Raw genomic sequence first — 23156 nt, 5'->3', positions numbered from 1 at the left:
TTACTCGATCGCGGCACGAACGATCTCGGCAACACGCTGCTCGGTGACATCGTCCAGGTCCTCGAAGTACCAGGCCGCAGGGATCAACAGCCCGTCCTTGCCTCCGGCGGGCTTGAGCGTGGCCTTCTCGCTCACCCCAAGGCTCATCAGGTCATCGTTCCGGAAGAACACGACGACCGGACTGCTCGCTGACTTGGCGTAACCCGGCATGCCATACCAGATACGCGGCTTGAGTTCGGGCGCAGCAGCGACGATCACATCGTGCATGCGCTGCATGACACCTCGCGCAGGCTCAGCCATTTTCGCGATCTTGTCGAGGACCTGCTGGAGGTTCTTGTCGTCCTTCGTAGCCACTGTCATGTCCTTTCGTCTGCCGATATCGCTCTACCGGCACAATGGAATTGGCGCGCCAGAAGGCGCAGCACCCCATTCGGACATGTCCTGATCAGTTCAGGCCTCTCCGCAATGATTCAGGCGATCCTTCGCCTGGAAGCGCAGAATGTGGCAGGCATTGCCGCCACGTCACGCACATTAACATCGAGCTGACATCGAGCGTGAGGAAGATGCCGAGGTCCGTCCAAAATCTCGCCAACTTGTTCACTCTCGGCGAGCTACTCGTCGAAGACGCCGATGCCGCGGCCCCGCGGAGATGAACGTCGGTTGTCGATGCGCCGCAGTCGCGCGGTGATTTCCTCGTCTCCAGTAGCCAACCTCGCCCAGACCGAGTCGTCGACGAGGTAATCGGTCACGAGGAGGAACGTGGCTAGACGTTGAAGCGGAACTCCACCACGTCGCCGTCGGCGCTACGACTCCTTGGACAACTGCTCGCCAATGGCCGCCTTGTCGATCACCGACCAGACCTCGACGATCTGCCGATTGTCGAACCTGTAGAAGACGTGCTCCGGAAACGAAACTCGCCCGCCTGTCGGCTTGAAACCCAGAAACGCTTGCTGTGGAGTGCACTCAAAGAAGAGCCTGCAGGACACCACATGACCGTCGGCGAGCAGAATCTCCGGGATGAACTCGAGGTCGGGTATCGCCTCGGTATCAGCCTCCAGCATCGCCCGATAGCCGCTGAGACCTAGCCGTTTACCGTTGTAAAGGACCTCGTCGGCGACAAATCGTCCGAGTTCGTCCCATCGCCGTTCGTTCAAGCAGGCCAAGTAGTCGCGATAGACCACAAGCAGATCGCCACTTTTCATCGGTCTTCCGATTCCATCACTTCTTCTGCTGACTAGACGTTGAACCGGAACTCGACGACATCGCCGTCGGCCATCACGTAGTCCTTGCCTTCCATCCGGACCTTGCCCGCAGCTTTCGCGGCCGCCATGGACCCGGCGGCCACCAGATCGTCGAAGGACACCACCTCGGCCTTGATGAAGCCCTTCTCGAAGTCGGTGTGGATCACGCCCGCCGCTTTCGGGGCGGTGTCGCCTTGGTGAATCGTCCAGGCGCGGGCCTCCTTCGGCCCCGCGGTCAGGTAGGTCTGCAGCCGCAGCGTGTGGAATCCGGCCCGGGCCAGGGCATCCAGGCCGCGCTCGGTCTGGCCGATCGACTCCAGCAGCTCGGCGGCCGACTCCTCGTCGAGCTCCTGCAACTCGGCCTCGATCTTGGCATCGAGGAACACCGCGTCGGCCGGCGCCACCAGTTCGCGCAGCGCTGCCTTGCGCGCCTCGTCGGTGAGCACGGCCTCGTCGGCGTTGAACGCGTACAGGAACGGTTTGATGGTCAGCAGGTTCAGCTCGCGCAACACCGCCACGTCGATCTTGGCGCCGGCGGCTCCGGCGAACAGCGTGGTGCCGCCGTTGAGCAGTTCCTGCGCCGCGAGTGCGGCCTCGTGCACCGGCTTGCGTTCTTTGTTGGTGCGCGCCTCTTTCTCCAGCCGCGGCACCGCCTTCTCCAGCGTCTGCATATCCGCCAGGATCAGCTCGGTCTCGATCACCTCGATATCCGAGCGCGGGTCCACCCGGCCGTCGACATGCACGACGTCGTCGTCGGTGAACACCCGCACAACCTGGCAAATCGCGTCGCATTCGCGGATGTTGGCCAGGAACTTGTTGCCCAGGCCTGCGCCCTCGGACGCTCCTTTGACGATTCCGGCGATGTCGACGAACGTCACCGGCGCGGGCACGATCTTCTCCGAACCGAACACCTTGGCGAGTTCGTCGAGCCGCGGATCCGGTAACGGCACCACGCCCTCGTTGGGTTCGATGGTGGCGAAGGGGTAGTTCGCCGCCAGCACGTTGTTTCGTGTCAGGGCGTTGAACAAGGTCGACTTACCGACGTTGGGCAAACCGACGATTCCGAGGTTGAGGCTCACAGGGACCACAGTCTAGGAGAGAGTGACGAGTCCGCGGGCGCGTGCTGGCAGCGCAAGAGCACCGGGAGCCGGTACGGTCTAGCTGTGTCAGGACTGCGCGCACAGCCGGCGGTGCCGGCTGACCACCGCTCTGTGCACCCCAAGTTTCCAGGTGTGCCGTGGTGGGGTGCTGTGCTGCTGGCCGTCACGGCTACTGCGATCGGATTCGCCTTCGACGCCGGATCGGGCAGTCGGGAACTCAGTTCGGTGTTCGCCGTCTGCTATGTGCTGGGCGCGCTCGCCGCGGTGCTCGTGGTGCGCCAGTCCGGGGTGTTCACCGCGGTCATCCAGCCCCCGCTGATCCTGTTCTTCGCGGTGCCCGGCTCATACTTCCTGTTCCACGGTGGGCAGCTGGGCGGCGTGAAAGACCTTGCGATCAACTGTGGTTATCCGTTGATCGAACGGTTCCCGTTGATGCTGTTCACCTCTGCCGCCGTTTTGCTGATCGGGTTGGGGCGCTGGTACTTCAGCCTGACGACCCGTGGTGCGGCGAGCGTCGAGAAGGACCGCAAGGACACGCAGAAATCGACCCAACCGCCGATTGTGGCGGCCGTCACAGCGAAAATTTCCGGGCTGCTGTTCCGCAAACCCGCAACGCGGCGATCTGCCGAGCAGGATCCGGCTGCCGAGCCCTCACCACGCCGGCGTTCCTCCGAGCGTCCTTCGCGCCGCAAGCCGGCGACGGCCCAGGGCGCCCGCGCCGAACGCAAGCCGACGAAGCGGTCCGCAGCGTCACGCTCCCGGACGGGCCGCCTGCGGGACACCGAGTTCGATCCCGCGGATGTGAGGAGCAAGAGGGATCCCGCGGACGTGAGGAGCAAGAGAGATCCCGCGGACGTGAGGAGCAAGAGAGATCCCGACGCGATGGGCGCGCCGGAACGTCCCCGCCGCCCGCGGCCGCCGCGCGCGTCCGAGCCGCCGTTGGTGCCGCCGGCCGAACCGCGCCGCCGGGTCCGCACCCAACCGCGCGAGCCTCGTAAACAACCACCGGCAGACCGGCGCGGCGCGGCCTCCCCGGACCGGGCGCAGCGGCGTCGACGTTTCGACGACTACCAACCGTTCGAGGAGCCCTTCGATGCCCGGCCGACCAATGGTCACGGGGCGGGTCGGTCGACGCATCATCCGGTGTCCCGGGTGCGCTACCGCGGCGCCGAGGACGACGACAACCGTGCGGAATACCGGAGCCGGCGCCGGTCAACGCCACCGGACCGGCAGTCCCGGTCCTGGGAGTACGACGCTTAGACCGCTCAGCGGCGCGGCGGGCGGATCTCGCGGGGCAGTGCGAAGACGAGCGTCTCGTTGGCGGTGGTCACCGGCTGCACGGTGTCATAGCCGTACTCGGCCAACCGTTCCAGCACGCCACGCACCAACACCTCGGGCACGGACGCCCCGGAAGTGACGCCGATGGTGGTGACACCCTCGAGCCAGGCCGGGTCGATGTCCTCGGCATAGTCGACGAGGTGCGAGGCCGCCGAACCGGCGCCCAGTGCCACCTCGACCAGCCGCACCGAGTTCGACGAATTGCGCGAGCCCACCACGATCACCAGTTCACATTCGGGCGCCATCGCCTTGACGGCCACCTGACGGTTCTGGGTGGCGTAGCAGATGTCGTCGCTCGGCGGGTCCTGCAGCTTGGGGAACTTCTCCCGCAGCCGCTGCACCGTCTCCATGGTCTCGTCGACACTGAGCGTGGTCTGCGAGAGCCAGATCACCTTGTCCTCGTCGCGGACGGTGACCTGATCGACCGACTCGGGCCCGTCGACGAGCTGCACATGGTCGGGCGCCTCGCCGGCTGTGCCGACGACCTCCTCGTGGCCCTCGTGACCGATGAGCAGGATGTCGTAATCGTCGCGGGCGAACCGCTTGGCCTCGTTGTGCACCTTGGTGACCAGCGGGCAGGTCGCGTCGATGACCCGGAGGTCGCGTTCGGCGGCGGTCTCGTGGACGGTCGGCGCGACGCCGTGTGCGGAGAACACCACGATCGAGCCTTCGGGCACCTCGTCGGTCTCGTCGACGAAGATCGCCCCGGCCTTGGCCAGGGTCTCCACGACATGGACGTTGTGCACGATTTCGTGCCGGACGTAGACCGGGGCGCCGTGCTTCTCCAGAGCGCGTTCCACCGTTTCCACGGCGCGGTCCACACCTGCGCAGTAGCCGCGGGGTTCGGCCAGTAAGACCCGCTTGCCGGCCGGTTGTGACCAGCCACCGGAGCTCACCGAGCTCGAAGCACCCGGGATACCCATGTTGATCGTCGATGGCATGTCACCAGGGTACGGGGCCACCGCCAAACCGAGCCAGCCGTAGTCTGTTGCCCATGGGAACTGCACCGTATGGGGTGAGGCTGCTCGTGGGCGCGGCGGTAACCGCGATCGAGGAGACCCGCAGGCTGCCCCAGACCATCCTCACTTATCCGATGACGATGGTCAGCCAGGCCGCGAACATCGTCATGCACGTCCAGCAGAACCTCGCCGAGCTCGCCATCAAGGGTGACGAGACGTTGGAACAGCTGTTCCCTCCGAAGGAGGAGCAACCCGAGTGGGCCACCTTCGACGAAGACCTCGACACCGACCCCGCCGCGGGTGCCTCGCCGAGCGGCGACGGCGAGCGACGCACCGAGGGCAGGTTCGCGCTGTACAGCTCGGGTGAGCCCGAGTCGAGCCCCGCGTCCACGAACGGCCGGGCGACGGTGGTCACCGCGCCGGGCGTCGTCGAGGAACTGGACTACGACTCGCTCACGTTGGCCCAGCTGCGCGCCCGGTTGAACTCGCTGCGGGTCGGCGACCTGGAGGCCCTGCTGGCCTATGAGGAGGCCGGCCGGGCCCGCGCCCCGTTCGTGACGTTGCTCGCCAACAGGATCACCCGCGCGACCGCGAAGTGACCGAACCGGGTCAGTCGCCGGAGAATCCGTGGCCGGTCCGCGCCGTCGCCACCCGCGTGGCCAAGTGGATCGACCGGCTCGGCATCGTCTGGGTCGAGGGTCAGTTGACCGAGCTCAAGATCCGGCCCGACGCCAAGACCGTGTTCATGGTGTTGCGCGATCCTGCCGCCGACATGTCGTTGACCATCACCTGCCCGCGCGACCTGGTGCGCAATGCCCCGGTGAAACTCACCGAGGGCACCCAGGTGGTCGTCTGCGGCAAACCGAACTTCTACACCGGGCGTGGCACATTCTCGTTGCGGGTCACCGAGATTCGCGCCGTCGGTATCGGCGAACTGCTTGCCCGCATCGACCGGATGCGCCGGCTGCTGGACGCCGAGGGGTTGTTCGACCCGCGGCTCAAACGGCCCATTCCGTTTCTGCCCGGCACGATCGGGCTGATCACCGGACGCGCCTCGGCCGCCGAACGCGACGTGACCAGTGTCGCCACCGCCCGCTGGCCTGCGGTGCGGTTCGCGATCCGCAACACCATCGTGCAAGGCCCCAATGCGGTGCCGCAGATCGTAGAGGCTCTAGCGGCGCTGGATCTTGATCCCGCGGTCGACGTCATCGTCGTCGCGCGCGGCGGTGGCAGCGTCGAGGACCTGCTGCCGTTCTCCGATGAGACGCTGTGCCGGGCCATCGCGGCCTGTCGTACGCCCGTGGTCAGCGCGATCGGACACGAACCGGACAATCCGGTGTGCGATCTGGTCGCCGATCTGCGGGCCGCCACCCCGACCGACGCGGCCAAACGCATCGTTCCCGACGCCGCCGCCGAACAGGCACTGGTCAACGACCTGCAACGACGCAGCGCCCGCGCCCTGCGCAACTGGGTCAACCGCGAGGCGCACACGCTGAGTCAACTGCGTAGCCGCCCGGTGCTGGCTCAGCCGCTGACGGTCCTGAGCGCGCGGGCCGAAGAGATCCACCGGGCCCGTGCCACCGCGCGACGCGACATCACCCGGCTGGTCACCGCCGAAAGTGACCGCATCGGCCACTTGTCGGCACGGCTGACCACACTGGGGCCTGCCGCAACGCTGGCCCGCGGCTACGCGGTGGTCCAGGCCGTACCCGATGCCGCCGCACCGACGGTGTTGCGGTCGGTCGCCGACGCACCGCGTGGGGCCCGGCTGCGGGTTCGGGTGTCCGACGGCGTGGTCACCGCACTGAGCGAAGGTATCGAGGGAGACTCCGCATGAAACCCATTGGTGAGCTTGGATACGAAGAGGCCCGCGACGAGCTGATCGAGGTCGTCGCGCAGCTGGAGCAGGGGGGTCTGGATCTCGACGCATCCCTGGTGTTGTGGGAGCGTGGCGAGAAGCTCGCACAGCGCTGTGAAGAACATCTTGCCGGCGCACGTCAACGCATCGAAGAGACGTTGGCAACTGATGCTGACGAAGACCAGTAGTTCGGTCGATCGGCTGTACACGGTGGGTGATGATCCACCCCGGGACTCGAAATTGGAACGTGTTTCATTTATGCTCGCCGGATGGGTGACGCATCGTTGAAGATCGAATTGGGCCGGGTTCTGGTCACCGGAGGCTCCGGCTTCGTCGGGGCCAATCTGGTGACCGAGCTGCTCGACCGCGGATATGCGGTCCGTTCGTTCGACCGTGCGCCTTCCCCGCTGCCCGATCATGCGGGGCTTGAGGTTGTCGTCGGCGACATCTGCGACAAGGACACCGTCGCCACCGCAGTCGCCGGCATCGACACGATCTTCCACACCGCCGCCATCATCGATCTGATGGGCGGCGCCTCGGTCACCGACGAGTACCGGAAGCGCAGCTTCGCGGTGAACGTCGGCGGCACCGAGAACCTCGTCCACGCCGCCCGGGACGCGGGAGTGAAGCGGTTCGTCTATACCGCATCGAACAGCGTGGTGATGGGCGGGCAGCACATCGTCGGCGGCGACGAGACGATGCCCTACACCGACCGGTTCAACGATCTGTACACCGAGACGAAGGTGGTCGCCGAGAAGTTCGTGCTCGGCCAGAACGGGGTGGGCGACATGCTCACCTGTTCCATCCGGCCCAGCGGCATCTGGGGCCGTGGTGATCAGACCATGTTCCGCAAGGTGTTCGAAAGTGTCCTCGCCGGCCACGTCAAGGTGCTCGTCGGCCGCAAGAGCACGCTGCTGGACAACTCCTACGTGCACAACCTCATTCACGGTTTCATCCTGGCCGCGCAACACCTTGTGCCCGGCGGCACCGCGCCCGGGCAGGCCTATTTCATCAACGACGGCGAACCGATCAACATGTTCGAGTTCGCGCGTCCCGTGATCGCCGCGTGCGGGCGCAAGCTGCCGCGGGTGCGGGTGCCCGGGCGCCTGGTGCACTCCGCGATGACCGCGTGGCAGCGCCTCCACTTCCGCTTCGGCATTCCCGCTCCGCTACTGGAACCACTTGCCGTGGAACGTCTTTACCTCCACAACTACTTCTCGATCGCCAAGGCCAAGCGCGATCTGGGCTACCGGCCGCTCTACACCACCGTCCAGGCCATGGACGACTGCATGCCGTACTACGTCGAGCTGTTCGAGCAGATGCGGTCACAGGCCAAACAACCTGTGCCCGCGTAGCTCTAGCGGTACAGGTGCACCGGGTGGTGCGTCGCCTGCTCGATGCGCGCCGACGCTGCATGCAACAGTTCGGTGCCCAGCGAGATGAGCGCACGCGCCGCCGCGATCTCCTCGCCGATCATCGGTAGGCCGGGGTCTTTGGGGTTGCGATAGGCATCGCCGGTGGTGCCGATGGTGTCGTCGCGCAACTGCGCTCGCGCTGAGGCGTGGGTGTGGATGTCGTCCTCGGAGAACTCGATTTCGACCAGCCACTTGTTGGACAGATCTTTGTCGTACATGTCATCACCCTCCACATTCAAGGATGCACCGCGACCGGTTCGGATGCCAGCGGTTGGGACAACCGTAGTTATCAATGGCAGGGTGGCCGGGTTGCCACTGAGCATTTGATTGCTTTGGGCCACAGTAGAATCACGTTCATCCCCGGAACGCCGACCCCGACCGGGTGGCCAGCACCGTGTACCCCGCCCCCACCACGGTGCGTCTTCCCCTCCAACGTCTCGGCGAGGCGGCCGCCACCATGCTGCTCGACCATCTCGGCGGCCTGGCGCCCGGCCCGCAGCGCAGTTGCGGCCGGTCCTTGCAGAAAATGCGTGAAGCTGACGACAACGATTCCCTCGAGCGGAAACACCGCGTCTGCTCGCGATGCGAAAACAGGGACCTCCGGGTGCCGACCACGGGAGTGCGATACCTGCGCACAACCGGTTGTTCATAAATAGACCAATTTTGCGCAATCGGTTGTCTAGAGGCAATTCGTGTGCTTCGCTTTGTGGACACAGTTCGGGTACGGGCGTTCCAGCCCTCGCCGGCGATCAGTTCACACGGATGTAGCACGGTCGAAACCTCGGCCGCACACGAGATGGGTAAGACGATATATGAGTGATATGTCGGATAATGATTCGTTTGCTGAGGCGCTCCGCACAGCGGACCGGACGACACCGCACCGGCTCGAGGTCGCCGGGATCGACAAGGAGTATCTGACCGCGGCCGGTCCGCTCCAGGTTTTGAGGGGGCTGAGCCTGCATGCCGGTCGCGGCGAGTTCGTCACGATCGTGGGGCCCAGTGGCTGCGGCAAGTCCACCCTGTTCAACATCATCACCGGACTCGTCGCGCCCACCGCGGGATCGGTTCGGGTCAACGGCGAGGACGTCACGGGATCCACCTCCCGACACATCGGCTACGTGTTGCAGAAGGATCTGCTGTTTCCCTGGCGGACGGTGCTGGAAAATGTGGTCCTCGGCCTGGAGGTACGTGGAGTCGGTAAGAAAGAGGCACGCACCCGCGCCCGGTCGCTCTTCTCGACCTACAAGCTCGAAGGCTACGAGGACAAGTACCCCTCGGATCTGTCCGGTGGGATGAAACAACGTGCGGCACTGATGCGCACGATGGTGACAGACCCCGACATCATCCTGATGGACGAGGCCTACAAGGCCCTGGACTATCCGCTCAAGATCGCGTTGGAAGGCGAACTGCTGGAAACCGCCAGGGCATCCGGCAAGACCGTGGTCGCCGTGACTCACGACATCGAGGAAGCCGTCACCATGTCCGACCGCGTCTATGTGCTCAAGGCGCACCCGGGCGAGGTGGTCGCTGAACTCGCCATCGACCTCGGAACCACCAGCACCGACATCAACGAACGACGGCTCGCACCTCGTTTCAACGAGTTCTACGAGCGGATCTGGCGCGGCATCGGCCAGACGCCGGGTGCGGCATGACACCCGTACCCCACTGCCCGGACACACTCCCGAAGGAAAACCGATGACGACCGTCCTGCCCCGGCGATCCGCCGAGCAAACACCGCCCCGCCGCCGCAGCCCGTCAGTGCCCTCACCCGGCCGGAGGCGGATCACCCTCTATGCCCTGCAAGGATCAATCGTCGTACTCGCCCTGGCCGCTTGGGAATTCGGCGCCAGAACCGGAGCGATCAGCTCGTTCCTGTTCGGCCGGCCCACCGCGGTGTGGAGCGTGCTGCACAAGCGCGCGATGTCCGGTCAACTGTGGACCGACATCGGCGTCACCAGCCTGGAAGTCGTGCTCGGATTCCTGGTCGGCGCGGTCGGCGGCTCGGCGCTGGGACTGCTGCTGTGGTACTCACAGTTCGTCGCCGATCTCACCGCGCCCTTCATCGCGGCAATCGGGTCGATCCCGGTGCTGGCGGTCGCACCCCTGACCATCATCTGGTTCGGCACGGGAATGACCTCGAAGGTGGTCATCGTCGCCTTCTCCTGCGTGGTCGTCTCACTGACCACGTCCTACAGCGGTGCCCGCCGCACCGATCCCGACCTGATCAACCTGATGAAGTCCTTCGGAGCTTCCCGGTCGCAGATCTTCAGCAAGCTGGTCATCCCCTCGGCGATGACCTGGGTGGTTTCCGGGCTCAAGCTCAACATCGGCTTCGCCCTGGTCGGCGCAATCGTCGGCGAGTACATCAGCTCCGAGGCCGGTGTGGGACACATGATCCTGCTCGGTAGTTCGAATTTCACCATCACCCTCGTCATCGCCGGCATCGCGATCGTCATGGTCATGGTGCTCGTCTTCAACCTCCTCGTCACCGCGCTCGAGCGCACCCTCGGCCACTGAGAATCGCTGAAAGGTCCTGTCCATGAACGGAAAACAACTCCGCCGGCAAGGCGCCGCCCTGATCGCCGCAGCGGCCGTACTGCTTGTCACCGCGTGTGGCGGCGAGACACCCACGAACGCCGACGGCACCACAACAGTCCGGATCAGTCAGGCGTTTCAATCCCTGCTGTACCTGCCTCTGTACGTCGCCAAGGAGAACGGCTACTTCGAGGAGCAGAACATCACCGTCGATATCGCCACCGGCGGTGGCGGAACCCAGTCCTGGGCGGCTGTGCTGGGCGGCTCGGCCGACTTATCCATCCAGGACCCGGTTTTCGTCCCCAAATCCCACGAGAACGGTGGACCAGGCGTGGTGGTGGCTGCCATCCAGAACGCCCCGTCCGTCTTCGTCATCGGCCGTGAGGGTGCGGGCACCGACCTGGACGACTCGTCCATATTCGAGGGCAAGAAGGTCGTGGTGAGCCCCGAGCCGGACACCAGCTGGGCATTCATGAAGTACCTCATCGAGCAGGACGGACTGCAGAACGTCAGTCTCGTGAACGTGGCCCTTGGGAGTGAACTGGCCGCCGTCGCCAGCGGGCAGGCTGATCTCGCACTGTCCTTCGAACCCACCGTCAGCCAGGCCGTCGTCGATCAAAACCTGGAAGTCGTCTACTCATTCGCGGCGAACCCGAGCTGGAATCCCTTCGCGTTCTCGAGCCTGACCTCGACCGAGCGTTACCTGGCTCAGAATCCGGTTGCCGCCCAAGGCGTCGTGACCGCGATCGCCAAGGCATCGAGGTACATCTATGCGGAACCGGAGGCAACCGTCGACATCGCGGCCGAGTATTTCCCCGACCTCTCCCGTGACGTCGTGAAGGCGGCTGTGCAACGCGAGATCGAGGCCAAGGGTTACGCCGAGGACGTCACCGTGACCGAACAGGCGTGGGACAACAACATGAAGATCTCGTTGTTCACCAAGAACATCGCCGCCTATCCCTCGGATGACACCTCCTACCAGAACAACGTGAACACCGAGCTGGCCGGCAAGGCCCGCGAGGCGCTCGACGCCAGCTGAACGAACCCCGTCCGCCCACGCCCTCCACGCCGAACAGGAGAACGCATGCCCATCGATCCACCTACCGCAGCCGACCTTGCCCACACCTGCGCCACATACGGTCTCGGGTTGTCCGAGGCCGACCTCGCCGAGTTCGCTCCGCACGTCAAGGAGGTACTGAGCGCCTGGGAGCTGGTCGACGAACTGCACGAGCAGCAGCAACCACCGGCCACGACGCGCAGCTGGGCCAAGCCTGAGCACAATCCGCTCGGAGCCTGGTATGTCACCTGCGACATCACGGAGTCCACAGAAGGGCCGCTGGCCGGGCGCACGGTCGCGGTCAAGGACAACACCGCCGTGGCGGGCGTGCCGATGATGAACGGCTCGGCGACTGTCGAAGGTTTCATCCCTGACCGCGACGCCACCGTCATCGCCCGGATGCTGGCGGCCGGGGCGACCATTGCGGGCAAGGCCGTGTGCGAAAACCTCTGCTTCTCCGGCGCCTCGCACACCTCGGCGACCGGGCCGGTGCGCAACCCCTGGGACCCGACCCGGACCACCGGTGGCTCCTCCAGCGGCAGTGCGGCATTGGTCGCGGCCGGGGTGGTCGACCTGGCGACCGGCGGTGATCAGGGTGGCTCGGTACGGTTGCCTGCGGCGTTCACCGGCATCGTCGGACACAAACCCACCCACGGACTGGTCCCCTACACCGGCGCGTTCCCCATCGAGCAGACCCTCGATCACCTCGGCCCGATGACACGGACGGTCGCCGACGCGGCACTCGTCCTCGGGGTGATCGCCGGAACCGACGGCCTCGACCCCCGACAGCCGGCCGGGGTCACCGGAGCCGATTACCTCGCCGAGCTCGAACGCCCCGTCGCCGGGGTGCGGATCGGCGTGCTGCGCGAAGGGTTCGGACACCCCGAGGCGGTGCCGGGAGTGGACGACGCGGTGCGGGACGCGGTGGATGTGCTTCGCGCACAGGGCATGGAGTGCGACGAGGTATCGATTCCGTGGCATCTGCACGGCCGCAAGATCTGGGATGTGATCGCCGTGGAGGGCGGAACGGCCCAGATGGTCGACGGTAACGCGTACGGCATGAACTGGCAGGGCTTCTACGACCCGGCCCTGATCGAACACTACGGCGGCCGCTGGCGGGCCGACGGCACACTCTTCCCGGACACCGTCAAACTTGTCCTGCTGGCCGGGCGGCACGCCATCGATCATCACCACGGTGCGCACTACGCGAAGGCCCGCAACCTGGTCCCACGCTTGCGGGCCGCGTACGACGAAGCGCTGTCGCGCTACGACGTCATCGTCATGCCCACCACGCCGATTCTGGCCACCCCGATCCCCGAGGCAGATGCCCCGCGGGACGAATATCTGGCACGAGCACTGGAAATGATGGCCAATACGGCCAGTTTCGACGTATCCGGCCATCCTGCCTGCAGCGTCCCGGCCGGCCTGGTGAACGGCCTGCCGACTGGCATGATGATCGTCGGCCGCCACTTCGACGACGCCACGGTGCTGCGGGTGGCGCATGCCTTCGAACAAGCCGTCGGCGGGTTCCCCACCGCGAAAGGAAGCGCATCATGAACGCCACACACGAGATCGCGCTGGATCTGAGCCGCCCCCTCGTCGAGGATCCCCGGGCCGGCCACAACCGTTGGCACCCGGACATTCCCGCCGTACTGCACTGCGCCCCGGGAGATGTGGTCGCCATCGACGCCCGCGACGGCTACGACGGCCAGTTCACCCACGCCTCGACCGCGGCGGACGTGCTGCGCGCGGACCTGGCCCGCATCCATCCGCTCACCGGCCCGGTACACATCGACGGTGCCGAACCCGGCGACCAACTCGTCGTGGACGTGTTGTCGGTGGAGACCGGAAACTTCGGCGCCACCTTGAACATTCCTGGGTTCGGGTTCCTGCGCGAGGAGTTCACCGAGCCGCACATCGTGCGATGGGAGATCGCCGACGGCTTCGCCAGCTCGGTGGACCTGCCCGGTGTCCGGTTACCCGGTGCGCCCTTCATGGGTGTCATGGGTGTCGCACCGTCGCGAAACCTGTTCGAACGCACCAAGGCCGCCGAGCAGTGCGCCGCAGACGAGGGCGGACTGGTCGAACTGAGCAATCCGACCTCGGCCGTTCCGCCGGACGTTCTCGGCGATGAGGCACGGCGCACCATCTCCCCCACCCAGGCCGGCGGCAACGTCGACATCAAACACCTCACCGCAGGCAGCCGCGTCTACCTACCGGTGTGGGTGGACGGTGCGTTGTTCTCGGTGGGCGACGGCCACTTCGCGCAAGGCGACGGTGAGTCATGCGGCGCGGCAGTGGAAACCACAACCCGGGTGGTCGTACGTTTCGATCTGCGCAAGGGCGCTGCCACCGCACAGGATCGGCAGCACCTGCGCTTCGAACGGCTCACCCCCGGGCCGGTAGAAGTGGCGAGTCGACCGCACTTCGCGGTGACCGGCATCTCGACCGACTCTGACGGCCGCATCCACCCCGAGAGTCTCAACCTGGCCACCCGCAACGCACTCCGGTTGATGGTCGATCACCTCACCGCGGACCGCGGCTTCACCCGCCAGCAGGCGTATGCGTTGTGCAGCGTCGCCGTGGACCTGCGGATCAGCCAGATCGTGGACGCACCAAACGTTCTGGTATCGGCCATGATTCCCACCGACATCTTCGAGTAGGCGCAGGCTCAGTTGGTCGCGGCGTCGCTGCGGGCGGGCTCGGCGTCGCCGTCCGTCGTGATGTCCTCGATGTTCTTGCGGTTGGTTTCCGGGCCGTAAGCCAGCGCCACCAAGGTGATCGCGGTGAGCACGGCGAGGTAGACGACGATGATCCACCAGTGCCCGAACGCCGCGATCAAGGCGGTCGCGATCAGCGGAAGGAAACCGCCGGCCAGCACCGACCCGATCTCCCGGGCGAAGGCGAATCCCGACAAGCGCGTCCGGGTATCGAACAGCTCGGCGTAGTAGGCCGCCTGGGGCGCAAGCATGGCCGGATAGAGGATGCCGAGGCCGACGACGAAGCCCACGATGAGCAGCGGCGGACTGAGGGATTCGAGCATGAGGAAGAACGGCACCAGCCACAGCACCGATACCAGCGCACCCGCGGCGTAGACGGGGCGCCGTCCGATCCTGTCGCTGACATGGGCCCACACGGGGATGGCACCGATCTGCACGGCCGACGCGATCACCACCGCGAGCAGGGTGGTGCTGCTCGGCACACCGACGTTGTTCACCGCGAACCCGACGGCGAAGACGGGGAAGAGATAGGCGAACCCGTTCTCCGCGAGCCGTGAACCCACCACGACGAGGAAATTGCGTGGGTTACGCCGAATGGCTTCCAGGACTGGAATCTTGGTTTCCTCGACAGCTCCCTGTGCCTCGGCCTGCACCGCCTTCTCGTAAGCCTGGGTCTCGTCGATGTTGCGGCGGATGAAGTACCCGACAATCAGCAGGACCGCACCGAGCAGGAAGGGCACCCGCCAGCCCCAGCTGTGGAACGCGTCGTCGGGAAGCATCGTGGCAAGCTGGAACACACCGGTGGACAGCAGCGTGGCGATCGCGAATCCCGTTGGCGCCCAAGCACCGGCCAACCCGCGTCGTTGTTGGTCACCGTGTTCGACCGACAGCACCACCGCGCCGGCATATTCGCCGCCGGCACCGAAGCCCTGCAACAGCCGCAGCACGATCAACAGCACGGGTGCCAGCACGCCGATCGTGTCGTAGTTCGGTAGCACACCGATCAGGGTCGTCGCCGTACCCATCAGCACGATCGTGAAGATGAGCATCCTTTTGCGACCGACTCGATCGCCCATGTTGCCCAACACGATCCCACCGAGCGGCCGCGCCAGGAACCCGACCGCGTACGAGGCGAATGCCGCCAGCGTGCCGATTGTCGGATCCACGCTGGGGAAGAACTGCGAGTTGAGCACCAGCGCGGCCGCGGTGCCGTAGATGAGGAAGTCGTACCACTCGAGCGTGGTTCCCACCAGCGCGGCGATGCCCGCTTTACGGGCCTGGTTTGGCGGCCGATTGGAGGTTATGGACATGAGGCTCCTTTGCCGGGAATTCAGTTGTGCTGCCTGCGCAGTACCGCACCGCGCTGGATGGGGCCGACCAGCGCGGCGTACTGGCCGAGCCAACCGTGCTCGGGGTGTTCACCGGCGGCGCGCACCGGATCACCGTCGCGCACGGGGCTGGCGTCGATGCGCCGGGCGTCCAGGTCGATCGCCACGGTGTCGCCGTCCTGCAGTCCCGCCAGCGGGCCGCCGTCAGCCGCCTCGGGCATGACCTGCCCCACCACCAGCCCGTGGTTGAGGCCGGACAGCTCACCGTCGGTGACCACCGCGACATACCCGCCGAGTCCGGCCCCGTTCAGCGCGGCGACGAAGCTGGCGGCGAACACCGTGCCCGGGCCGCCACGTGGTCCCATTCCGCGCAGCACGATGACATCGCCACGCGCGATCCGGCCGTCGCCCAGCGCCAGGATCGCGTCGTCTTCGCCGACGAACACCTTTGCAGGCCCGCTGAACTGGCGTCGTGTCGTCTTGCCGACGCCGGCCACCTTGACGATCGAGCCGTCCGGAGCCAGGGACCCGCGCAGGATGATCAGACCGGGTTCATCGTTGATCGGATCCTCGAGGGTGTGCAGGATCTGACCGTCGGCCTGCCGCGCGCTGTCGGCGCGTTGGGCCACAGTGTTGCCGTCGACGGTGAGGGCGTCGCCGTGCAGCCGGGGCAGCAACGTGCGCATGACGGTCTGAACTCCGCCGATCCCGTCGAGGTCCCACACCTGGTGCGTGCCGTTGGGCCGGATCGCGGCGAGTTGCACCGCGTCGCCGCCATGTTTCTCGAACAGCGCGACGATGTCGAGGTCGAGGTCGGCCTCCGCACTGATCGCCGCCAGGTGCCGGATGCAGTTGACCGAACCGCCGAGCGCCAGTGCGACCTCGACCGCATTCTCGATCGACTTCTCCGTGATGATCTGGCGCGCGGTCAGGTTCTGCTCGACCATCCGCACGATGCGCTGCCCGGCCGCGGTCGCGTTGGCCAGCATCCGCTCCGAATTCGCCCGCGTCGGTGCCGAACCCGCCACTGTCATGCCGAGAGCCTCGGCGAGGCAGTGCATGGTGTTGGCGGTGGCCAGGCCCGCGCACACGCCCGGGCCCTGGATCGCGCGGTCCGCCAACTCACCCAGTTCGTCGACGGTCATGGTGCCCGCGCCCAGCGCGCCCACCGATTCGTAGACCGTGTCGATGTCGACCGAACAGCCACTCCACGTCCCGCCGCGCTGGTAGCCGCCGATCACCACGATCGCGGGCAGGTCCAGCCGCGCGGCGGCCATGAGATGGGCCGGGGTGGTCTTGTCGCACGAGGACAGGAACACAATGCCGTCCAGCACCGCTCCTTCGACCGCGGCTTCGACGTCGTTGACGATCAGGTCACGGGTGGGCATCAGGTAACGGGCCTTTCGGCCCGCGCTGGTTACGAAATCGCTTGGCGCGGTGGTGCGTATCTCGAAGGGTAGGCCGCCGGATTCGCGCACCGCGTCGGCCACGCGAGTGGCCACGTCGTCGAGGTGGGCGAAACACACCGACAGCTGCGATGACGTGTTGACGATCGCGATCTTGGGTTTCTGCTGGTCGTTCCAGTCGATTCCCATGGCGCTCCACTGCGCTCGCCGCACTGCCCACCGGGTGCTGCCCGGCGTGAAGTTGCTGCGCAGTTCTCCTGGTACAGCGGCGCGTTCGAAGTTGTCGGTCATTGGGCTTCCTGCCTTTCCTGGCACTGCAGCGCGCTTCCATTCGCGATCATCCGGGCTTGGATATCGTGGGGCGCAAGATCGCGGTAGCTGGTGCCGTGCTCCAGTGAGAGCACCGTGGCCACTGCGGCGGCGTGGCCGTACTCGAAACACTGGGCGGTGACGCGGGCCGAGGCCAGCGCTTGATGCTCGGCACTCAGGCAACGGCCGGCGACGATGACGTTCTCGCCGCGCTGGGGCACCAGCGTGCCGTAAGGCACGTCGTAGTAGTCGTCGAGAAGCCAGTGCAGCTTGGGCCTTTCACCGTCGTGCAGTTCGATCGGCCACGGCGAACGGCAGATGCTGTCGCCACGCTTCACCCCGCCCACGACGTCGCTGTCGCGCAGTGTGGCAATACAGTCGAGGGTGCGGGTCTGGCGGATCCCGGCCTCGACACCGGTGTCCACCACATAGGTCTGCGCGCAGCCGGGCACCGTTTCGGCGAGAAATCGCGCGTACGCCCGGACCTGCCTGCGGCCTTCGATCTCGGCGATCGTGAAATCGTCCGGGTCGATCACGTTGAGCATCCTGCCGTCGGGCGCGGTCAGTCGCGTCGCGTTGACGAGCAGCTCGTCGGGTCGGGTGGTGTCGAAAATCCAGATCTTGTTCCTGGGCAGCTCGAGCCCGTTGGCACGCGCCTCGCCGATGGCCTCGGAAACCCATGGCGGGCAAATGGTGTCGGCGCCCCACGCGGTCCAGAAGGCGTCCCGGTCGACGTTGCCGATCCGGAAGAACATCGTCGGGTTCTGGATACGTCCGTCGTCGCCGAACCGGTAGGTGCCGCCGCCGCGGGCCACGACGGCACCGTCACCGGAGGCGTCGATCACCCGCGCCGCCCGGATGAGCCCGACGCCCGCATTGGACGCGACCACCAAACCGCGATAGGCGTCGTCTTCGACGATCACCTCGATGACCTGGGTGTGGAAGAGGACCCGCACCCCGGCCGCGGTCAGCAGCTGGTCGGCCACCTCCCGCCAGACCAGCGGATCGTGAGCCGCGGTGAAGGTCTTGCCGTACGGCTGCGGCTCGGTCAGGCCACCGCGGGCGTTCAGCTCCCCGGCGAATCGCTCGGTGAACCCGTGGACGATCCGCTCGGGCCGCTTGCGGTCATCGGAGGCGAGGTACATGCCGCAAATGGTCCCGGACATGCCTGCGACCGCGGCGCCACCGGCGAACCCGTACTTCTCCACCACGACGACCGACGCGCCGGCCTCGGCGGCGACGGTGGCCGCGGCCACGCCTGCCGCACCCGCACCGACCACGGCGACGTCCACGTCGGCCACCACCGGAAGCCGTTGCTGATCGATACCCGCCCACAACCGCCATGCAACCGATATATTGGTCATATGTGGACCGTACATCTGATGTCGCGATACTGTCTAGCCCACTGAGAGGGGGGACATGGGCAACGAACCGGCGAACAAGAGCGATCAGGCCTTCATCGAAATCGAACGCATGATCGTGCTGCAGGACCTCGCGCCGGGCAGCCTGATATCGGAGAAGCAGCTGATGGAGCTGACCGGGTTGGGCCGGACACCGGTTCGAGAAGCGTTGCAGCGGCTGGCCCGTGAACGGCTCGTCGAGATCCACCCCAATCGGGGTGTGCTGGTGCCTGCGACATCGATCGAGGCACAGCTCAAGCTGCTGGAGTTGCGCCGCACGCTGGAGCCGTTCGCCGTGCGGCTGGCGGCGTCGCGGGCCACCGACGCCCAACGTCGCACCGCACGCGCCCTCGCCGACGACGTCATCGGCCGCCACATGTCAATCGGCGACTTCTCGATCTTCCTGCGCAGCGCACACGCGCTCGTGGTCGAGGCGACCCACAACGAGTTCGTCGAAGTGGCGATGGCACCGCTGCAGGGACTGTCGCGGCGGTTCTGGTTCGGCCACCTCGGCGACGTCACCGCCGATCTGGGCCAGGCGGCGGAGTTGCACCACAACATCCTGGCCGCGATCGCGGACGCCGAGGCTGATCGCGCCCACGCTGCATCGATCGCCCTGAGCGATTATCTGTTCGAGTTCACCTATGCGACGCTGCCCGACCGAACCTGAACCGAGGCAGTGTCAGCGCGCCCGGCGCACCACGGGGAATTGCCGAACCAGCTCCCGCAGCGTCGACACGCTCATCGGGTCCGCCGCTTCGGACACCGCACGAAGCAGTTGACGAACATCGGCATCGGCGCTCGTCGGCGGCACCACATACAGCAGGCAGTTCCGTGAGTGGGTACCCAGCAGGTAGACCGTATCGCGCGCGACGAGCGTATACGGATCGACGGAAATCACCGTGGTGCCGCGAATGATTCGCGACGGAGCCGACTCCCACGCGCTCGGGTCGTAGAGCACCCGACGGACCGGGCCTATCGACAATCCGAGGACCGACACCAGGTCAGCAAGGCCGGTGCCCAGCGCATTGTTGGGTGGCCACCAGGCGCCATCGACATAACCGCGACGATCCGAGGGCCCGCACAACGCGAGCCGAGCCGTGGCCGGACATTGGGAAGCGACTTCCACCATCGGCGATGCGCCGTTCAACTATCAGAGCAATCGCAGACGGTAGCCGGACGGTCGGGAACTCGAGGAACCTACGATTCCGCCAGGATAGCCCAAGTAGCCGCCGGAGCCGCCGTCAGCCAGGCCGAACAGCATCGCTCGGACATTACAGCAACGTATTTCTTTGATGCGCAACGAAATACACCCTGGCGAAAACTCCGCCATTTCCGCCTCCTGGCGTCGGCCTACTCCTAGCATTGATCTGATCCGTCAATAACCGAAGGAGCCATTGTGGCGAACGCGAAGCCCAACATCCTGGTGATCTGGGGCGACGACATCGGGATCAGCAATCTCAGCTGTTACAGCGACGGCCTGATGGGCTACCGCACGCCGAACATCGACCGCATCGCCGATGAAGGCATGCGGTTCACCGACTCATACGGTGAACAGAGTTGCACCGCGGGGCGCGCAGCCTTCATCAGTGGCCAAAGCGTGTACCGGACCGGTATGAGCAAGGTCGGCATACCCGGCGCGGATATCGGGTGGGCCGCCGAGGACCCGACGATCGCCGAACTGCTCAAACCGCTGGGCTATGCCACCGGCCAGTTCGGCAAGAACCATTTCGGCGACCTCAACAAATACCTCCCCACCGTGCACGGATTCGACGAGTTCTTCGGCAACCTCTATCACCTCAACGCCGAGGAGGAGCCGGAAAGTTACGACTACCCGCACGAGGACCGCTACCCGCGGCTGTACAACCTCGCCAAGCCGCGCGGCGTGATGAAGTGCAAGGCGACCGACGACGTGTCCGGCGAACCCGATGACCCGAAGTACGGGCCCGTCGGCAAGCAGACCATCGAGGACACCGGGCCACTCAACACCAAGCGGATGGAGACCATCGACGATGACATCGCCGATGCCACCGTCGACTACATCAAGCGCCAACACGGCGAGGGCAACCCGTTCTTCGTGTGGTGCAACTTCACCCACATGCATCTGTACACCCATGTCAAACCGGAAAGCCGCGGGCAGGCCGGGCTGTGGCAGTCCGAGTACCACGACGCGATGATCGACCACGACCGCAATGTGGGCACGGTGCTCGATGTGCTCGACGAACTCGGCATCGCCGAGGACACCATCGTCATCTACTCCACCGACAACGGGCCGCACCGCAACACCTGGCCCGACGCAGGCACCACCCCGTTCCGCAGCGAGAAGGACACAAATTGGGAAGGTGCATTCCGGGTACCCGAGCTGGTCCGCTGGCCCGGAAAGATCAAGGCGGGCACCGTTTCCAACGAGATCATCCAGCACCACGATTGGCTACCCACCCTGCTGGCAGCGGCAGGCGATCCCGACATCAGCGACAAGCTGAAGAAGGGACACAAGATCGGCGACACCGAGTACAAGGTGCACATCGACGGCTACAACCTGCTGCCCTACCTGACCGGCGAGGTCGACGAAAGCCCACGCCGCGGCTTCTTCTACTTCTCCGACGACGGCGACCTGGTCGCCATGCGATTCGAGAACTGGAAGATCGTATTCGCCGAACAGCGCTGCCAGGGCACCCTGCGCATCTGGGCGGAGCCGTTCACGCCCCTACGCGTTCCCAAGCTGTTCAATCTGCGCACCGACCCGTACGAATATGCCGACATCACCTCGAACACGTACTACGAATGGCTGCTGCGCCACGATTACTTCGTGTTCTACGCGACCGCGATGGCGACGAAGTTCCTGGAGACCTTCGAAGAGTTCCGGCCGAGACACGCACCGGCCAGCTTCAGTGTTGACCAGGCCGTCGAGAAGCTCCACGAATTCCTAGCGAAGGACTGAACAATGCCGAACTCACAACCGAACATTCTGGTCATCTGGGGCGACGACATCGGCATCTGGAACCTGAGTTGTTACAGCCGCGGAATGATGGGCTACTCCACCCCGAACATCGACCGCATCGCCCATGAGGGAATGCTTTTCACCGACTCCTACGGCGAGCAGAGTTGCACGGCCGGGCGGGCATCGTTCATCACCGGCCAGAGCGTCTACCGCACCGGAATGAGCAAGGTGGGCATGCCCGGCGTCGATGTCGGCCTGCAGAAGGAAGATCCGACGATCGCCGAGCTACTGAAGCCGCTGGGTTACGCCACCGGCCAGTTCGGCAAGAACCACCTCGGCGATCTGAACAAGTACCTCCCCACCGCCCACGGATTCGACGAGTTCTTCGGCAACCTCTACCACCTCAACGCCGAGGAGGAGCCCGAGCACGAGGACTACCCCACAGCGGAGGAAGCACCGCTGCTACGGAAGGCACTGCTGCCCCGCGGTGTCATCCACTCCTGGGCCACCGAGGAGGATTCCGGCGAGGTCGACGACCGGTACGGACCGGTGGGTAAACAGCGCATCGAGGACACCGGACCGCTGACGAAAAAGCGGATGGAGACCATCGACGACGAAACCACCACGGCGTGCGCGGATTTCATCCGGCGACAGCATGAGTCGGACACCCCGTTCTTCGTCTGGATGAACATGACCCACATGCACTTCCGCACGCACACCAAACCCGAGAGCAAGGGACAGGCCGGGCGCTGGCAGTCGCCCTACCACGACACCATGGTCGACCACGATCGCAATGTGGGCACGTTGCTCGACCTGGTCGACGAACTCGGCATCACCGAGGACACCATCGTCATCTACTCCACCGACAACGGCCCGCACGCCAACAGCTGGCCGGATGGTGCGACTACACCGTTCCGCAGCGAGAAGGCCACCAACTGGGAAGGCGCCTTCCGCATTCCCGAACTGATCCGCTGGCCCGGAAAGATCAAAACCGGCGCAGTCTCCAACGAGATCGTCCAACACCATGATTGGCTACCGACGTTCCTGGCCGCTGCAGGTGACCCGGACATCGTCGAGAAGCTGAAGGCAGGCCACAAGGCCGGGGATACGCAGTTCAAAGTGCATATCGACGGCTACAACCTGTTGCCCTATCTCACCGGCGAGGTCGACAAGAGCCCCCGGCGCGGCATGATCTACTTCTCCGACGACGGCGATGTACTCGGCATCCGGGCCGACAATTGGAAGATCGTGTTCATGGAACAGCGCTGCCAAGGCACGCTCCAACTCTGGTTCGAACCGTTCACCAAACTGCGCGCACCGAAGTTGTTCAACCTGCGCACCGATCCGTTCGAACACGCAGATGTCACGTCGAACACCTACTGGGACTGGGTGATCGACCGCCTCTACATCATGTTTTACGGCTCGGCCATCGTCAATCAGTTCCTGGAGACGTTCCGGGAGTTCCCGCCACGTCAGGAACCGGCGTCGTTCACCATCAACCACGCGGTCGAAGAGCTCGAGAAGTTCCTCGCCAGCCGGGGCGGTTGAG

General features: G+C 65.5%; 23 protein-coding genes. 13 read left to right on the top strand and 10 right to left on the bottom strand.

All coding sequences use genetic code 11. The annotated features are described in order from the left end of the window. From M1247_RS05025 to ychF, 4 genes are all read right to left on the bottom strand, one after another. Positions 1-360 (bottom strand): DUF1801 domain-containing protein, encoded by a 360-nt coding sequence (locus M1247_RS05025; RefSeq protein ID WP_317155185.1) that lies wholly within the window; start codon positions 358-360, stop codon positions 1-3. A 251-nt stretch (positions 361-611) separates the two neighbouring features. Continuing rightward, on the bottom strand, positions 612-749 hold the full coding sequence (locus M1247_RS05020; protein ID WP_317155184.1) for a hypothetical protein: 138 nt from the start codon (positions 747-749) through the stop codon (positions 612-614). A gap of 54 nt (positions 750-803) precedes the next feature. Then, entirely contained in the window at positions 804-1202 is a 399-nt protein-coding gene (locus M1247_RS05015) for an ester cyclase (protein ID WP_317155183.1), read from the bottom strand. Positions 1203-1234: 32 nt separating this feature from the next. Continuing rightward, the gene (gene ychF / locus M1247_RS05010; protein ID WP_317155182.1) at positions 1235-2320 is read right to left on the bottom strand and encodes a redox-regulated ATPase YchF; all 1086 of its coding nucleotides are present in this window, start codon (positions 2318-2320) and stop codon (positions 1235-1237) included. 84 nt (positions 2321-2404) lie between these two features. Between ychF and M1247_RS05005 the strand changes: the two genes are divergently transcribed. Beyond that, positions 2405-3601: a DUF6542 domain-containing protein gene (locus M1247_RS05005; protein WP_317155181.1), complete on the top strand. Its 1197-nt coding sequence runs from the start codon at positions 2405-2407 to the stop codon at positions 3599-3601. A 5-nt stretch (positions 3602-3606) separates the two neighbouring features. Here the strand turns inward: M1247_RS05005 and M1247_RS05000 are convergent, their stop codons facing one another. Beyond that, complete coding sequence (locus tag M1247_RS05000; RefSeq protein ID WP_317155180.1) at positions 3607-4620, bottom strand: 4-hydroxy-3-methylbut-2-enyl diphosphate reductase; 1014 nt, start codon at positions 4618-4620, stop codon at positions 3607-3609. Between the two features lie 53 nt (positions 4621-4673). Here M1247_RS05000 and M1247_RS04995 point away from each other — a divergent pair, with 53 nt between their 5' ends. The 4 genes from M1247_RS04995 to M1247_RS04980 all read left to right on the top strand — a co-directional run bounded on the left by M1247_RS04995 (position 4674) and on the right by M1247_RS04980 (position 7851). Continuing rightward, positions 4674-5237 (top strand): lipid droplet-associated protein, encoded by a 564-nt coding sequence (locus tag M1247_RS04995; RefSeq protein WP_317155179.1) that lies wholly within the window; start codon positions 4674-4676, stop codon positions 5235-5237. Then, positions 5234-6475, top strand: a complete 1242-nt coding sequence (gene xseA / locus M1247_RS04990; protein WP_317155178.1) for an exodeoxyribonuclease VII large subunit — start codon at positions 5234-5236, stop codon at positions 6473-6475. Before M1247_RS04995 ends, xseA begins: the two co-directional genes overlap by 4 nt. Continuing rightward, positions 6472-6684, top strand: coding sequence for an exodeoxyribonuclease VII small subunit (locus M1247_RS04985; protein ID WP_317155177.1), 213 nt, complete (start codon positions 6472-6474; stop codon positions 6682-6684). The genes xseA and M1247_RS04985 overlap by 4 nt, the downstream gene beginning before the upstream one ends. 81 nt (positions 6685-6765) lie before the next feature. Beyond that, positions 6766-7851 carry a 3-beta-hydroxysteroid dehydrogenase gene (locus tag M1247_RS04980; RefSeq protein WP_317155176.1) on the top strand — a complete coding sequence of 362 codons (1086 nt, stop codon included), beginning with the start codon at positions 6766-6768 and terminating at the stop codon, positions 7849-7851. Between the two features lie 2 nt (positions 7852-7853). On the opposite strand, the gene M1247_RS04975 is transcribed toward M1247_RS04980, so the two are convergent. Then, the gene (locus tag M1247_RS04975; protein ID WP_317155175.1) at positions 7854-8129 is read right to left on the bottom strand and encodes a DUF1876 domain-containing protein; all 276 of its coding nucleotides are present in this window, start codon (positions 8127-8129) and stop codon (positions 7854-7856) included. Between the two features lie 603 nt (positions 8130-8732). Between M1247_RS04975 and M1247_RS04970 the strand changes: the two genes are divergently transcribed. Genes M1247_RS04970 through M1247_RS04950 form a run of 5 tightly spaced genes read left to right on the top strand, consistent with a single transcriptional unit; the run spans position 8733 to position 14166 of the window. Next, positions 8733-9563: an ABC transporter ATP-binding protein gene (locus M1247_RS04970; RefSeq protein WP_317155174.1), complete on the top strand. Its 831-nt coding sequence runs from the start codon at positions 8733-8735 to the stop codon at positions 9561-9563. A gap of 43 nt (positions 9564-9606) precedes the next feature. Further along, positions 9607-10428 carry an ABC transporter permease gene (locus M1247_RS04965; RefSeq protein ID WP_317155173.1) on the top strand — a complete coding sequence of 274 codons (822 nt, stop codon included), beginning with the start codon at positions 9607-9609 and terminating at the stop codon, positions 10426-10428. Positions 10429-10450: 22 nt separating this feature from the next. Then, a complete protein-coding gene (locus M1247_RS04960; protein ID WP_317155172.1) occupies positions 10451-11485 on the top strand; it encodes an ABC transporter substrate-binding protein in 1035 nt (344 codons plus the stop codon). A 45-nt stretch (positions 11486-11530) separates the two neighbouring features. Next, positions 11531-13060, top strand: a complete 1530-nt coding sequence (locus tag M1247_RS04955; RefSeq protein ID WP_317155171.1) for an amidase — start codon at positions 11531-11533, stop codon at positions 13058-13060. Further along, positions 13057-14166 carry an acetamidase/formamidase family protein gene (locus tag M1247_RS04950; protein WP_317155170.1) on the top strand — a complete coding sequence of 370 codons (1110 nt, stop codon included), beginning with the start codon at positions 13057-13059 and terminating at the stop codon, positions 14164-14166. The genes M1247_RS04955 and M1247_RS04950 overlap by 4 nt, the downstream gene beginning before the upstream one ends. An 8-nt stretch (positions 14167-14174) precedes the next feature. Here M1247_RS04950 and M1247_RS04945 read toward each other — a convergent pair whose 3' ends face one another. Genes M1247_RS04945 through M1247_RS04935 form a run of 3 tightly spaced genes read right to left on the bottom strand, consistent with a single transcriptional unit; the run spans position 14175 to position 18630 of the window. Next, a complete protein-coding gene (locus tag M1247_RS04945; RefSeq protein WP_317155169.1) occupies positions 14175-15533 on the bottom strand; it encodes an MFS transporter in 1359 nt (452 codons plus the stop codon). Between the two features lie 20 nt (positions 15534-15553). After that, positions 15554-17248, bottom strand: coding sequence for a dihydroxy-acid dehydratase (gene ilvD / locus M1247_RS04940; protein WP_317155168.1), 1695 nt, complete (start codon positions 17246-17248; stop codon positions 15554-15556). After that, positions 17245-18630 carry an FAD-dependent oxidoreductase gene (locus M1247_RS04935; protein ID WP_317155167.1) on the bottom strand — a complete coding sequence of 462 codons (1386 nt, stop codon included), beginning with the start codon at positions 18628-18630 and terminating at the stop codon, positions 17245-17247. The genes ilvD and M1247_RS04935 overlap by 4 nt, the downstream gene beginning before the upstream one ends. Before the next feature lie 55 nt (positions 18631-18685). Between M1247_RS04935 and M1247_RS04930 the strand changes: the two genes are divergently transcribed. Next, positions 18686-19336 (top strand): GntR family transcriptional regulator, encoded by a 651-nt coding sequence (locus tag M1247_RS04930; protein WP_317155166.1) that lies wholly within the window; start codon positions 18686-18688, stop codon positions 19334-19336. A 12-nt stretch (positions 19337-19348) separates the two neighbouring features. Here M1247_RS04930 and M1247_RS04925 read toward each other — a convergent pair whose 3' ends face one another. Next, the gene (locus M1247_RS04925) at positions 19349-19798 is read right to left on the bottom strand and encodes a DUF5994 family protein (protein ID WP_317155165.1); all 450 of its coding nucleotides are present in this window, start codon (positions 19796-19798) and stop codon (positions 19349-19351) included. 267 nt (positions 19799-20065) lie between these two features. Between M1247_RS04925 and M1247_RS04920 the strand changes: the two genes are divergently transcribed. Next, entirely contained in the window at positions 20066-21607 is a 1542-nt protein-coding gene (locus M1247_RS04920; RefSeq protein ID WP_317155164.1) for an arylsulfatase, read from the top strand. Positions 21608-21610: 3 nt separating this feature from the next. Next, positions 21611-23155, top strand: coding sequence for an arylsulfatase (locus M1247_RS04915; RefSeq protein ID WP_317155163.1), 1545 nt, complete (start codon positions 21611-21613; stop codon positions 23153-23155). The last annotated feature ends 1 nt before the right edge of the window (position 23156 follow it).

It is taken from the genome of Mycobacterium appelbergii (genome assembly GCF_032883035.1).
In the GTDB taxonomy this organism is placed as follows: Bacteria; Actinomycetota; Actinomycetes; order Mycobacteriales; family Mycobacteriaceae; genus Mycobacterium; species Mycobacterium appelbergii.
Note: the sequence above shows the minus strand (reverse complement) of the source record. Positions and strands in the feature narration are given on the sequence as shown.